Genomic DNA, 12,552 nt, shown 5'->3' with positions numbered 1-12,552 from the left:
CTTGAATCTGCCGCTCTTTCCCGTAACATAGCAGTATGTAAACGCTTACCCTATAAAAGGCATGGTATGGCGACAATTAAGGATGTAGCCCGACTCGCAGGAGTCTCCGTCGCTACCGTCTCCCGCGTCATCAATAACTCTCCCAAAGCCAGCGAAGCCTCGCGTCAGTCCGTGGGCGCGGCGATGGAAACCCTGAACTATCACCCCAACGCGAACGCCCGGGCCCTGGCCCAGCAGTCAACGGAAACCGTCGGCCTGGTGGTGGGTGATGTCTCCGACCCCTTCTTCGGCGCGATGGTCAAAGCCGTCGAACAGGTGGCTTACCGCACCGGCAACTTTTTGCTGATTGGCAATGGCTACCACAACGTGCAGAAGGAACGCCAGGCGATAGAGCAGTTGATCCGCCACCGCTGCGCGGCGCTGGTGGTGCACGCCAAAATGATCCCCGATGAGGAACTGGCGGGGTTAATGAAGCAGATCCCCGGCATGGTGCTGATCAACCGCATCCTGCCCGGGTACGAAACCCGCTGCGTCGCGCTGGACGACCGCTATGGCGCCTGGCTGGCGACCCGCCATTTGATCCAGCAGGGGCACACGCGTATCGGCTATCTGTGCTCAAACCACCATATCTCCGATGCGGAAGATCGGCTGCAGGGGTACTACGCGGCGCTGGAAGAGAGCGGCCTGCCGTGCAACGACCGGCTGGTCGCCTTTGCTGAACCGGATGAAAGCGGCGGCGAACAGGCCATGACCGAACTGCTTGGCCGCGGCCGCCACTTTAGCGCCGTCGCCTGCTATAACGACTCGATGGCCGCCGGCGCGATGGGCGTACTCAACGACAACGGCATCGACGTGCCGCGGGAGATTTCGCTGATTGGCTTCGACGATGTCCTGATCTCCCGCTATGTCCGCCCGCGGCTGACCACTGTGCGCTACCCGATCGTCACCATGGCGACCCAGGCGGCCGAGCTGGCATTAGCGCTGGCGGAGCACCGCCCGGCGCCGGAGATCACCCACCTGTTCAGCCCGACGCTGGTGCGCCGTCACTCGGTGGTGGCCCCGCTGGAAGGCGATAAATCGTAGCGATAGAGATGCACGGCGGTGGCCGGGTAATCCAGCCCCTCGCCGAGGTAGCGCCAGCCGAAGCGTTCATAGAAATCCCGGCAGGCGGAGTAGAGATAGAGCTCCCGAAAGCCCGCGCGGCGGGCATAATCGATCACATGCCGCTGCAGTTTTCCGGCCAGCCCCTGACCGCGGGCGGCGGGCGCGACGTACAGCGCCGCCAGCCAGGGAAACAGATCCTGGCGGCTGATCAAGTCGCAGCGCCAGAGGCCAATCGTGCCGAGCAACTGCTCGCCTTCCACGGCAATAAAGGTCAACGGCAGCGCCTCCGCCGTCTGGCTATGCTGCACAATGCTGGCGAAAAACTCCCGCGGCAGCGTCTCGCCGCCAAAGGCGCGCCACAGCCAGTCGGTCACCTGCGGGGCGTACTGCGGCGCAGCGTACAGCGGCAGGATCGTCATACCAGCTTCCCCTGAAAAATCGGCACCGAGTCGAACAGATAGCCGTCAAAGTCGGGGGCGTCTTCATCGGACAGCTCCAGCAGGCTGTTTTTGACGTTTTCCAGATGCTGCCACATCGCCTGCCAGGCGCCCATCACATCGCGACGCCGCAGCGCGGCGAGCAGCGTCTGTCGGTCACCGAGCCACTTCAGCCGCCAGGCGCGGCTGGCAATATGCACATTGAACTGCTGCCACAGCGGGCTGCTGTCCATCTGCAGCCAGATCCGCTCTACCGTCGCCAGCAGCATCTGGTTCTGCGTCGCCCCGGCCAGCACCAGATGGAACAGACGAGCGTTATCCTGCGCGGTGTCGTTGAGAGCGATAGCCCGCTGCTCCTGCTCGATAATCCGCTTCAGATTGTCGATATCGGCGCGGGTGGCCATTTTCGCGGCAAAGGCGGCGATATTGCTCTCCAGCAGCTGGCGCGCCTGCAGAATTTCAAACGGACCGACGTCGCTGCTGAGCAATTGCTCCTCTTCGCTGTCGTTCTCGTGGGGAATACGCATGACGTACACCCCGGATCCCTGACGAATATCCACCGTCCCCTGCAGCTCCAGCATCAGCAGCGCTTCGCGCACGATGGTCCGGCTGACGCCGTAGGTTTCGGCAATATGGCGTTCCGGCGGCAAACGCGACCCGACCGGGTAGCGCCCCTGCGCGATCTGGGCGCGTAAGTCATCACCAATCTCCTGATAGGGCTTCTTTTCCGGCGGAATTATCGCTTTTTCCACAAAATCACCTGTGCGTTACATGCCTGCGAGTCAAATACGCCGCTATCTTAGCAAATATTGCCCCCGGCTAGCGGTATTCATCATCGATATCCAGCACCAGTTCACGCCGTTCGCCCAGCTGACGAAACCAGTGCGCCGAGGCTTTGGGTCGCCGGGCGCGATGGTTTTGCAGGTCGATTTCGATAAGCCCGTAGCGGTTTTTAAAAGCGTTCATCGGCGATACGTTGTCGGTAAACGCCCACAACATATAGCCCTGGCAGTTGGCCCCTGCCTCACGGGCGCGCAGGGTGTGCCACAGATGTTCGCTGATGAAACGGATGCGGTAACTGTCATCGATGGTGCCTTCGCGGTTACGGAACTGGTCTTCGTTTTCCACGCCCATCCCGCTCTCCGCCACGAACCAGGGGATGTTGCGATAGTCATTTTTTATCCGCATTGCCATATCAAAGATGATTTGCGGGTAGATTTCCCAGCCGCGGGAGGCGTTCATTCGCCGGCCGGGCAGCTCAAACGGCTCATAATACCAGGCCGGATGAAACGGGGTATGCGGATGCCAGGCCCGCGACGGGGCTTTGACCCGGTGCGGGTAGTAAAGATTAATCCCCAGCTCATCGACGGTGTGCTCGCGAATAATCGCCAGATCCTCCTCGCTGGTCTCCCACGTCACCTGATGCTGCTCGAGCAGTGCAAGAAGCTCCGGCGGCCAGACCCCGTGCACCAGCGGGTCGAGGAACATGCGGTTGTAGAACAGATCGTAGATCTCCGCCGCGCGCAGGTCATGGGGGGCGCGTGAGCGTGGGTAGGTCACCTCCGGATTGAGAATGCAGCCGACGGTCCCGGGATAGCCGAGCTCGCGAAACCGCTTCACGACGCTGGCGGTCGCCAGCACCTTATGATAGTTCCACTGCATCCAGGTGCTGGTGTTCTGCTCATAGGGCCAGCGCAGGGCATCCAGATAGACCCGGGTCTGTACCACAATTGGCTCATTAAAGGTAAACCAGCGGGTCACCTTCGGGTGGTAGCGGGCAAAGACCTGCTCCGCGTAGCGCACAAACAGCTCGACCACCGTTTTCGACCCCCAGCCGCCATACTTTTCCAGCAGATAGCCGGGCAATTCATAATGCTCAAGGCAGATCATCGGCGTGATGCCGTTGGCCAGCAGCGCATCGAACAGCTGGTCGTAATAGGCCGCATACTCCTCATCCACCGTGACGTTTTCATAGTCGGTCAGAAAGCGCGACCAGTTGATTGAGGTGCGGTAGTGGGTCAGCCCGGCCAGCTTCATCAACTGCACATCTTCCTGAAAGCGGTTGATAAAATCGGTGGCCACCGCCGGGCCATAGCCGTTATGCCAGACGTGGCGGTCGTTTTTGTACCAGAGATCGGGCCAGGAGTCCTGCCCCGGTTTTTTCCCGCTCCAGCCCTCGGTCTGCCAGGCGGAAGCCGCCGCGCCAAGGATAAAATCATCGGGAATGGTCATCCGTACGGTAGTCATAGGCTCCTCAGACAGGGTTGGCGGTCTGTTGATTGTCGGCCTGACGCTGTGCGGCATCGGCACGGCGGGAGGCGATTTTGACGAAAGGGAGATAGATAAGCACCGCGGTCACGATGCAGATAAGCTGGGTCACCACCGCCCCCATCGAGCCGGCGGTGGAGAGCCAGGCGTTGATCAGCGGCGGCGTGGTCCAGGGCACCATCACTACCGCCTTGCCGGCGAAGCCGGTCAGGGTGGCGAAATAGCCGATGCTGCCGGTCACCAGCGGGGTGATGATAAACGGGATAGCGAGGATCGGGTTGAGCATGATCGGCATCCCGAAGATCACCGGCTCGTTAATATTGAACAGCCCCGGGCCTATCGACAGCTTGGCGATCTCTTTCATCTCTTTACGCTTCGTGGCGATCATCACCGCAATCAGCAGGCCGATGGTCAGCCCCGAGCCGCCGATGCTCATGTAGACGTCCCAGAAGGGCATCGTGATAATGTTCGGTACCTCTTTTCCCTGCTCAAAAGCGCTCATATTGACGGTGATCGCCCCCAGAAGCAGCGGCTCGCGGATCGGCTTGATCATCTGGTTGCCGTGAATGCCGATCACCCAGAACAGCTGGGCGACGAACATCAGCAGCAGGATCCCCGGCAGGCTCTGCACTACCCGCTCCAGCGGCTGCTGCACCACCTGGTAGACCGCATCGTAGAGATACATCCCCGTCAGCTGGTGAAAGAGAAAACCCAAGGTGGCGATCGCGGTGGTGGTGATGATCGCCGGGATCAGCGCCGAAAAAGAGGCGGAGACATTCGGCGGCACAGTATCCGGCATTTTAATTTTCAGTCCCTTGCGCCCCTCCAGCCAGCAGTAAATCTCCACTGACAGAATGGCGATGAACATCCCAAGGAACAGACTGCGGGTATCGGAGAACTGACGCAGCAGGACATCTTTCACCACGTGCATCTGGCCATCGACCATCATCTCCACCGTCGTCGGCGTCACGCAGATAAAGCAGATCACCGCCAGCAGGCCGGGAAACAGGCTTTTGATGCCGTTGATCCGCCCCAGCTCAATACCGATCAGAAACACGGCGCCGATATTGAGGAAATTGAGCGTGGCGTAGTTGAGCGCGCTGGTGATCGGCTTCAGCGCCGCAAGAAAGGAGAGCGAGGAAAAGCTGGCGAGCCCATTCTTCGGATCCAGCACCATATTGGAGATCAGTACCGAAAAGGCCCCGACGATGATCACCGGCATCAGAGTAATAAACGCCGATTTGATCGCCATAATGTAGCGATAGCTGTTGAATGTCGTCGCGAAACGCCCCAGCGCGTCGATCAGTTTGTCCTGTAATGCCATAAAAGAGTACCTCAGAGTAAAGGGCTTATTGCGGCAGGTGAACAGCCAGAGACTTTTGGCATACCAAAACATAGTCGCCAGGCAAAAATAGTTCTGTGACAGCGCTCGCAACGCGCACTGTGGTATCCCAAATATCCGATAGAATCGACATTGGCATACCAGACTATGCCGGCTCGTCAGTTCCTGCCAAAAGCGTGATCGCGATGGTTTTTCCGCCCCGCCCCGTCGATATGTCCCTTTTCGGTCTGTGATAAACTGCGCTTTACCACGTGAAATCAGGAATCGATGAATGGCTACAATGCTGGATGTCTCAATTCGCGCAGGCGTCTCGAAAGCGACGGTTTCCCGCGTGTTGAACGGCACAGGTCAGGTGAAAGAGAGCACCCGCCAACAGGTCTTTAAAGCGATGGAAGAGCTGGGCTACCGGCCGAATTTTCTCGCACGCTCGCTGGCCAATCAGACCAGCAATAGTATCGGGCTGGTCGTCTCCACCTTCGACGGCTTCTACTTTGGCCGTCTGCTGCAGCAGGCTTCACGCCAGACGGAAGCCTGGGGAAAGCAGCTTATTGTCACTGACGGTCATGATACGCCGGAGCGCGAAGAGGAAGCGGTGCAGATGCTCGCCGACCGGCAATGCGATGCGATCATCCTCTATACCCGGCACATGAGCGAAAAGGCGATCATGTCGCTGATTAATTCGATCGCCATGCCGCTGGTGGTGATTAACCGCGATGTGGCGCAGGCCCGCGAACGCTGCGTGTTCTTCGAGCAGCAGGAAGCCGCCTTTCAGGCCGTGGAGTATCTGATTACCCAGGGCCACCGCGATATCGCCTGCATGACCGTCCCGATGCACACCCCTACCGGCCAGGCTCGCCTGCAGGGCTACCGCAACGCGCTGATAAAACATGGTATTGAGTGGGATCCGAGCCGGGTGAAGTACGGGGACTCGACGATGACCCGCGGCTACGAACTGTGCCGGGAACTGCTGGACGAGAAAGCCCGCTTCAGCGCGCTGTTTTCCTGTAACGATGATATGGCGCTGGGGGCGTCAAAGGCGCTGCATCAGGCGGGGCTGCGTATTCCACAGGATGTGTCACTGTTTGGCTTCGACGATGCGCCAAGCGCGAAATGGCTGGAGCCGGGGCTGTCGACGGTCTATCTGCCGATCGACAACATGATCACCACGGCTATCGATCAGGCGATCAAGCTTGCTAACCAGCAGCCGATAGAAACGATCCCGCCGTTTACCGGCACGCTGGTGTTGCGCGAGTCGGTAACGACGGGACCTTTTTTAAATAAGCTCTAAGGCCAGCAGCTCCTGAATGGTCTGGCGACGGCGGATCAGCCGCGCCTTGCCGCCATCAAACAGCACCTCCGGCAGCAGTGGACGGCTGTTATAGTTGGATGACATCGAAGCCCCGTAGGCGCCGGTGTCATGGAGCACCAGATAGTCCCCAGGCACCACCGCCGGCAGCAGGCGGGTCTCGACTTTGCCCCCTTCCTGCTGGGTAAAGACGTCCCCGGATTCGCACAGCGGCCCGGCCACCACGGTTTCCACCTGCGACGCGGCGCTGAGATCGCGACCATCCGCCGCCAGAGCGGTGATATGGTGATAGCTGCCGTACATCGCCGGGCGCATTAGGTCGTTAAAGCCGGCGTCAATCAGCACAAAGTGACGGCTTCCCATCTCTTTCACGCTGCGCACCTGCGACACCAGCACGCCGGACTCGGCCACCAGGAAGCGTCCGGGTTCAATCTCCAGTTTCACCGGGTGCCCCAGATGGGCCGCGATCTGCTCCCTGGCGCGGTTCCACAGGCCATAATAGTGGGCGGTGTCGATGGCCTCTTCGCCTTCGCGGTAAGGAATCGACAGACCGCCGCCGGCGGAGATGGCCTGCAGATCCTGGCCAAAGTCGACGACCTGACGCACCATCGCGCCGCACACCTGCTCCAGGTGACCGTAGTCAACGCCAGAGCCAATATGCATATGGATCCCGACCAGCTGCAGCTGATAGCGACGCATCACTTCCAGCGCCGCCGGCAGGTGGCTGTACCAGATGCCATGCTTGCTGTTCTCCCCGCCGGTATTGGTTTTCTGGCTGTGGCCGTGACCAAAGCCCGGGTTGACGCGCAGCCAGACGCGATGGCCCGGCGACACCTCGCCCAGCTGGCTCAGCATGTCGATCGAGCCGGCGTTCACCGGGATCTGTAACGCTTTCACCCGATCGAGGGTGGCGTCGTCGATCAGATCGGCGGTAAAGACGATATCCTCTGGATTCTGCTGCGGATCGTAGCCCGCCGCCAGCGCCCGCTCGATCTCCCCCAGCGACACCGAGTCCACCTTCACCCCCTGCTCACGCATCAGACGCAGAATATGAATGTTAGAGCAGGCTTTTTGCGCAAAACGTACCACGTCAAACTGGCTGAGCTGGGCAATCTGGCGGCGAATAATCTGCGCATCATAGACCCAGACTGGACAGCCAAATTCCGCGGGCAGGCGCAGCAGGTTATCCGCGGTCAGGTCAGTATCGGTGGCGTAAAGCGAGTGTGGCATAAGAACTCCGGTGCAGTGCGTGTGTTGGTCGCTGTTTTTTTTCGATTACGCCACAGTGGCGGACGAATAAAAAATATCGTTTTATCGCGACTCTATGCAAAAATGATATGGTTACAGCCGAGCCTCATGGAGACCGCATGCCAGCCGTTAATTTGCGTCATATCGAAATCTTTCACGCGGTGATGACCACCGGCAATCTGACCGAAGCGGCGCGGATGCTGCACACCTCACAACCCACGGTCAGCCGCGAGCTGGCGCGCTTTGAGAAAGTGCTCGGCCTGCAGCTGTTTGAACGGACCCGCGGTCGCCTGCAACCGACGGTGCAGGGCCTGCGTTTGTTTGAGGAGGTTCAGCGTTCCTGGTACGGCCTGGACCGCATCGTCAGCGCCGCCGAGAGCCTGCGCGAGTTCCGCCAGGGCGAGCTGTCGATCGCCTGCCTGCCGGTCTTTTCCCAGTCCTTTCTGCCGCTGCTGTTGCCGCCCTTTCTCGCTCGCTACCCGGAGGTCAGCCTGCAGATCGTCCCCCAGGAGTCGCCGCTGCTGGAGGAGTGGCTCTCCGCCCAGCGCCATGACCTCGGCCTGACGGAGACCCTGCATACCCCGGCGGGCACCGAACGCACCCCACTGCTGACGCTGAATGAAGTCTGCGTGCTGCCTGCCGGCCATCCGCTGGCGGTGCAGACGACGCTGACCCCCGCCGATTTTCAGGGCGAAAACTACATCAGCCTGTCGCGCACCGACAGCTATCGCCAGCTGCTCGACGCCCTGTTCCTTGAGCATCAGGTTAAACGGCGGATGGTGGTCGAAACCCACAGCGCGGCCTCGATCTGCGCCATGGTGCGCGCCGGCGCCGGGATCTCGGTGGTGAATCCCTTGACCGCTCTGGACTATGCCGATAGCGGCGTGGTGGTGCGCCGCTTTAGCGTCGAGGTGCCGTTTACCGTCAGCCTGATCCGCCCGCTCCACCGCCCGCGATCGGCGCTGGTCGACGCCTTTGTTGCGCACCTGCAGGAGAGTCTGCCGCAGATCCTCACGCCGCTGGCGTCGGTCCTGCAGAGAGCATAAAGTTGACCGCGTCTTCTGCGTGGATCGCCGCAGTGTCAAAGACCGGCAGCGGGCTGAGCTCGGCAGGCACCAGCAGGCCAATTTCCGTACAGCCGAAAATAACCCCTTCCGCCCCCTGCTCCGCCAGGGCGGCGATCACCTGCAGATAATAATCCCGCGACGCCTCGCTGAAGGTGCCGAGACAGAGTTCGTCGAAGATGATCTGATTGATCCGCGCCCGATCGTCAGCCTCGGGGATCAGCGTCTCGATGGCAAACTGCTCCTGCAGACGGCCGCGGTAAAAGGTCTGCTCCATGGTATAGCGGGTGCCCAGCAGCGCGACCCGGCGCTGGCCTTTGGCGGCAATCGCCCGCCCGGTGGCATCGGCGATATGCAGGAAGGGAACCTGGCAGCGGGCGGCGATGGCATCCGCGACTTTATGCATGGTGTTGGTACACAGGACAATGCCTTCGGCCCCCGCCTGCTGCAGCCCGACCGCGGCGTCGGCAAGGATCGCCCCGGCGCGCTCCCAGTCGCCGGCGGACTGGCAGGCTTCGATGTCGTGAAAATCGACGCTGTGCAGCACCAGGCTGGCAGAGTGCAGGCCGCCCAGTCGCGCCTTAACGCCCTCATTGATCAACCGATAATAGGGGATCGTGGACTCCCAGCTCATGCCGCCTAACAGGCCAATGGTTTTCATCTTCTGCTCCTTATGTCGTTTCTGCCAGTGAAGCAAACTTGTGATCAACTTTCCACTTCTCTGGCCGCGTATTTCTTTTTCATGAAGAGTGGGATAAGTTAAAGTGAAACAATGTTTCACTTTAACAACAGGACCGCCCGATGTTTATTTTCTATAAAGACACCACCCTTGAAGACCTCGGCAATGGCGTAACCCGCCGCATTCTGGCCCACGACGGAAAAATGATGGCCGTGGAGGTGAATTTTGCCGCCGGCGCCGTCGGCCCGATGCATAACCATCCCCACGAACAGCTCACCTATGTGCTCTCCGGTGAGTTTGAATTCACCATCGGCGAGGAGACGCGCGTCGTCAGTGCCGGCGATACGTTGTATAAGCAGCCAGGGATCATGCACGGCTGCGTCTGCCTGCAGCCCGGCACGCTGCTCGATACCTTCACGCCGGTCCGCGAAGATTTTCTCTCACGCTGATCCATGACGGGGGCATTCACCGTCCCCGGTTTACGTCTTATCGCAGGCATTAAAAAAGATGCCGTCACAATCATTATCCTGGTAATAATATTTTTCGCTCAGTTAACGCTGAACCTTCATTCTTTTCAGGCTCCCGCAGACCCCTAAAATGCTTACCACCTCACCTTTTTGAAACATCGTTTCGACTTTGATCACATTTCCGCCCAGATCTGCATGACGCAGAAACAAATTGCAATAAAATGAAATTAAAACGGTGTTTTATAAAAAATATAGCCGTATAAAAGCGAGCCTGAAAGCACGCCACTTGCTGGCTCACTTAAATACTAACCCATTCATTAACAAGGATATGTTAATCAGAGGAAGCGTTCAGACACTTTTGCGTTGTCAGCAGTAAAAGGCCGACAGCGCCGCATCACCGAATCCGTATTACAACGCGTAAGCCAGGTAGGTATGTATGAATGAAAACAAGCTGCTGGGATTGGCATGGATATCGCCCTATATCATCGGGCTGATCGTCTTTACCGCTTTTCCCTTTGTTTCATCTTTCTTTCTCAGTTTTACTGAGTACGACTTGATGAGCCCGCCGGTATTTAACGGCATCGAAAACTATCGCTATATGTTGACCGAGGACAGCCTGTTCTGGAAATCGATGGGCGTGACCTTTGCCTACGTTTTTTTAACTATTCCCTTAAAACTGGCTTTCGCCCTCGGCATTGCTTTTGTGCTCAATTTCAAACTGCGCGGCATCGGCTTTTTCCGTACCGCCTACTACATTCCGTCGATTCTCGGCAGCTCGGTGGCTATTGCGGTACTGTGGCGCGCCCTGTTCGCCATTGACGGCCTGCTGAATAGCTTCCTCGCCGTCTTTGGCATCGATGCCGTCAACTGGCTGGGGGAGCCTTCGCTGGCGCTGATGTCGGTCACCCTGCTGCGCGTCTGGCAGTTTGGTTCCGCGATGGTCATCTTCCTCGCCGCGCTGCAGAACGTTCCGCAGTCGCAGTATGAGGCGGCGATGATCGACGGCGCCTCAAAGTGGCAGATGTTCATGAAGGTCACCGTGCCGCTGATTACCCCGGTCATTTTCTTCAACTTTATTATGCAGACCACCCAGGCGTTCCAGGAGTTTACCGGCCCGTACGTGATAACCGGCGGCGGCCCGACCTATTACACCTACCTGTTCTCACTCTATATCTACGATACCGCCTTTAAGTACTTCGACATGGGCTATGGCGCCGCGCTGGCGTGGGTGCTGTTCCTCGTCGTCGCGGTCTTTGCATCGATAGCCTTTAAGTCATCGAAATACTGGGTCTTCTACTCCGCCGATAAGGGAGGCAAAAATGGCTGATATTCAACAGATGACGCCGGTAATGAGCAACGCCGATCGTGAGGTCGCTCGTACGCTGCGTCGGGAAAAAGTGAGTCGGGTGGTGCGCTACGTCGTGTTGATATTGGTCGGCCTGCTGATGCTCTACCCGCTGGCATGGATGTTCTCCGCCTCGTTCAAGCCGAACCATGAGATCTTCACCACCCTCGGACTGTGGCCTGCCCACGCAACCTGGGACGGGTTTATCAACGGCTGGAAGACCGGCACCGAATACCATTTCGGCCACTATATGCTTAACACCTTTAAGTATGTGATCCCGAAGGTGGTGTTAACGATCATCTCCTCCACCATTGTGGCGTACGGCTTTGCACGCTTTGAGATCCCGTGGAAGAAGTTCTGGTTCGCGACGCTCATCACCACCATGCTGCTGCCGAGCACCGTCCTGCTGATCCCGCAGTACCTGATGTTCCGTGAAATGGGGATGCTGAACAGCTATCTGCCGCTGTACCTGCCGCTGGCCTTCGCCACCCAGGGATTCTTTGTCTTCATGCTGATCCAGTTTCTGCGTGGCGTCCCACGCGATATGGAAGAAGCAGCGCAGATCGACGGCTGCAACTCCATTCAGGTGCTGTGGTACGTGGTCGTGCCGATCCTCAAGCCGGCCATTATCTCGGTGGCGCTGTTCCAGTTCATGTGGTCGATGAACGACTTTATCGGTCCGCTGATCTACGTCTATAGCGTCGATAAGTATCCCATCGCGCTGGCGCTAAAAATGTCTATCGACGTCACGGAAGGCGCGCCGTGGAACGAAATTCTGGCAATGGCGAGTATCTCCATTCTGCCGTCCATCATTGTCTTCTTCCTGGCTCAACGCTACTTCGTGCAGGGCGTGACCAGCAGCGGAATCAAAGGTTAAGAGGGAAATATCATGGCTGAAGTCATTTTCAACAAACTGGAAAAAGTTTACTCCAACGGGTTTAAAGCGGTGCATGGTATCGACCTGAAGATTGCCGATGGCGAATTTATGGTGATCGTCGGCCCCTCCGGCTGCGCCAAATCGACCACCCTGCGCATGCTGGCGGGTCTGGAAACCATCAGCGGCGGCGAGGTGCGGATTGGGGACAAAATCGTCAACAACCTGGCGCCAAAATCACGTGGCATCGCGATGGTGTTCCAGAACTACGCCCTCTATCCGCATATGACGGTGCGCGAAAACCTCGCCTTCGGCCTGAAGCTGAGCAAGCTGCCGAAGGCGCAAATCGACAGACAGGTGGAAGAAGCGGCGAAAATTCTCGAACTGGAAGAACTGCTCGATCGCCTGCCGCGCCAGC

The 12,552-nt window shown here is 58.6% G+C and carries 13 protein-coding genes; 7 read left to right on the top strand and 6 right to left on the bottom strand.

What is annotated here, in order from left to right:
* The first annotated feature begins 66 nt into the window (after positions 1 to 66).
* Complete coding sequence (gene galR, locus CWM53_RS17125) at positions 67 to 1,083, top strand: HTH-type transcriptional regulator GalR (protein WP_061153410.1); 1,017 nt, start codon at positions 67 to 69, stop codon at positions 1,081 to 1,083.
* Here galR and CWM53_RS17120 read toward each other — a convergent pair.
* The 4 genes from CWM53_RS17120 to CWM53_RS17105 all read right to left on the bottom strand — a co-directional run bounded on the left by CWM53_RS17120 (position 1,044) and on the right by CWM53_RS17105 (position 5,133).
* Positions 1,044 to 1,523, bottom strand: a complete 480-nt coding sequence (locus CWM53_RS17120) for a GNAT family N-acetyltransferase (RefSeq protein WP_074387654.1) — start codon at positions 1,521 to 1,523, stop codon at positions 1,044 to 1,046. The genes galR and CWM53_RS17120 overlap by 40 nt on opposite strands.
* The gene (locus CWM53_RS17115) at positions 1,520 to 2,293 is read right to left on the bottom strand and encodes a GntR family transcriptional regulator (protein WP_004205433.1); all 774 of its coding nucleotides are present in this window, start codon (positions 2,291 to 2,293) and stop codon (positions 1,520 to 1,522) included. The genes CWM53_RS17120 and CWM53_RS17115 overlap by 4 nt, the downstream gene beginning before the upstream one ends.
* A 67-nt stretch (positions 2,294 to 2,360) precedes the next feature.
* On the bottom strand, positions 2,361 to 3,788 hold the full coding sequence (locus CWM53_RS17110; protein ID WP_064180001.1) for a glycoside hydrolase family 1 protein: 1,428 nt from the start codon (positions 3,786 to 3,788) through the stop codon (positions 2,361 to 2,363).
* A 7-nt stretch (positions 3,789 to 3,795) separates the two neighbouring features.
* On the bottom strand, positions 3,796 to 5,133 hold the full coding sequence (locus CWM53_RS17105; RefSeq protein ID WP_008806339.1) for a PTS sugar transporter subunit IIC: 1,338 nt from the start codon (positions 5,131 to 5,133) through the stop codon (positions 3,796 to 3,798).
* Positions 5,134 to 5,431: 298 nt separating this feature from the next.
* On the opposite strand from CWM53_RS17105, the gene CWM53_RS17100 reads away from it, so the two are divergent.
* The gene (locus CWM53_RS17100; protein WP_162708846.1) at positions 5,432 to 6,439 is read left to right on the top strand and encodes a LacI family DNA-binding transcriptional regulator; all 1,008 of its coding nucleotides are present in this window, start codon (positions 5,432 to 5,434) and stop codon (positions 6,437 to 6,439) included.
* On the opposite strand, the gene lysA is transcribed toward CWM53_RS17100, so the two are convergent.
* Complete coding sequence (gene lysA / locus CWM53_RS17095; RefSeq protein ID WP_023340698.1) at positions 6,425 to 7,687, bottom strand: diaminopimelate decarboxylase; 1,263 nt, start codon at positions 7,685 to 7,687, stop codon at positions 6,425 to 6,427. The two genes, CWM53_RS17100 and lysA, sit on opposite strands and share 15 nt — an antisense overlap.
* Before the next feature lie 137 nt (positions 7,688 to 7,824).
* Here lysA and CWM53_RS17090 point away from each other — a divergent pair, with 137 nt between their 5' ends.
* Entirely contained in the window at positions 7,825 to 8,751 is a 927-nt protein-coding gene (locus CWM53_RS17090; protein WP_012967277.1) for a LysR family transcriptional regulator, read from the top strand.
* Here the strand turns inward: CWM53_RS17090 and CWM53_RS17085 are convergent.
* Positions 8,717 to 9,430, bottom strand: coding sequence for an aspartate/glutamate racemase (locus CWM53_RS17085; RefSeq protein WP_074387652.1), 714 nt, complete (start codon positions 9,428 to 9,430; stop codon positions 8,717 to 8,719). The genes CWM53_RS17090 and CWM53_RS17085 overlap by 35 nt on opposite strands.
* A 140-nt stretch (positions 9,431 to 9,570) precedes the next feature.
* Here CWM53_RS17085 and CWM53_RS17080 point away from each other — a divergent pair, with 140 nt between their 5' ends.
* The 4 genes from CWM53_RS17080 to CWM53_RS17065 form a co-directional block, all read left to right on the top strand.
* Entirely contained in the window at positions 9,571 to 9,897 is a 327-nt protein-coding gene (locus tag CWM53_RS17080; protein WP_100730068.1) for a cupin domain-containing protein, read from the top strand.
* 454 nt (positions 9,898 to 10,351) lie between these two features.
* Positions 10,352 to 11,242, top strand: coding sequence for a carbohydrate ABC transporter permease (locus CWM53_RS17075; RefSeq protein ID WP_004205419.1), 891 nt, complete (start codon positions 10,352 to 10,354; stop codon positions 11,240 to 11,242).
* Positions 11,235 to 12,137, top strand: coding sequence for a carbohydrate ABC transporter permease (locus CWM53_RS17070; RefSeq protein WP_100730067.1), 903 nt, complete (start codon positions 11,235 to 11,237; stop codon positions 12,135 to 12,137). Before CWM53_RS17075 ends, CWM53_RS17070 begins: the two co-directional genes overlap by 8 nt.
* A gap of 12 nt (positions 12,138 to 12,149) precedes the next feature.
* Positions 12,150 to 12,552, top strand: a 403-nt coding sequence (locus CWM53_RS17065; RefSeq protein ID WP_133124358.1) for an ABC transporter ATP-binding protein, incomplete at its 3' end; no start/stop codon positions are given.

This window comes from Klebsiella sp. A-Nf5, assembly GCF_002810545.1.
GTDB lineage: Bacteria > Pseudomonadota > Gammaproteobacteria > Enterobacterales > Enterobacteriaceae > Klebsiella > Klebsiella variicola.
The sequence above is the reverse complement of the archived record's forward strand: the minus strand, read 5'-3'. Positions and strand labels throughout refer to the sequence as shown.

What these genes read in the sequence shown, in the direction of transcription:
- CWM53_RS17120 (WP_074387654.1), bottom strand. Translation starts at nt 1,523, where the DNA reads ATGACGATCCTGCCGCTGTACGCTGCGCCGCAGTACGCCCCGCAGGTG.
- lysA (WP_023340698.1), bottom strand. Translation starts at nt 7,687, where the DNA reads ATGCCACACTCGCTTTACGCCACCGATACTGACCTGACCGCGGATAAC.
- CWM53_RS17070 (WP_100730067.1), top strand. Translation starts at nt 11,235, where the DNA reads ATGGCTGATATTCAACAGATGACGCCGGTAATGAGCAACGCCGATCGT.
- CWM53_RS17105 (WP_008806339.1), bottom strand. Translation starts at nt 5,133, where the DNA reads ATGGCATTACAGGACAAACTGATCGACGCGCTGGGGCGTTTCGCGACG.
- CWM53_RS17080 (WP_100730068.1), top strand. Translation starts at nt 9,571, where the DNA reads ATGTTTATTTTCTATAAAGACACCACCCTTGAAGACCTCGGCAATGGC.
- CWM53_RS17085 (WP_074387652.1), bottom strand. Translation starts at nt 9,430, where the DNA reads ATGAAAACCATTGGCCTGTTAGGCGGCATGAGCTGGGAGTCCACGATC.
- CWM53_RS17110 (WP_064180001.1), bottom strand. Translation starts at nt 3,788, where the DNA reads ATGACTACCGTACGGATGACCATTCCCGATGATTTTATCCTTGGCGCG.
- galR (WP_061153410.1), top strand. Translation starts at nt 67, where the DNA reads ATGGCGACAATTAAGGATGTAGCCCGACTCGCAGGAGTCTCCGTCGCT.
- CWM53_RS17100 (WP_162708846.1), top strand. Translation starts at nt 5,432, where the DNA reads ATGCTGGATGTCTCAATTCGCGCAGGCGTCTCGAAAGCGACGGTTTCC.
- CWM53_RS17090 (WP_012967277.1), top strand. Translation starts at nt 7,825, where the DNA reads ATGCCAGCCGTTAATTTGCGTCATATCGAAATCTTTCACGCGGTGATG.
- CWM53_RS17075 (WP_004205419.1), top strand. Translation starts at nt 10,352, where the DNA reads ATGAATGAAAACAAGCTGCTGGGATTGGCATGGATATCGCCCTATATC.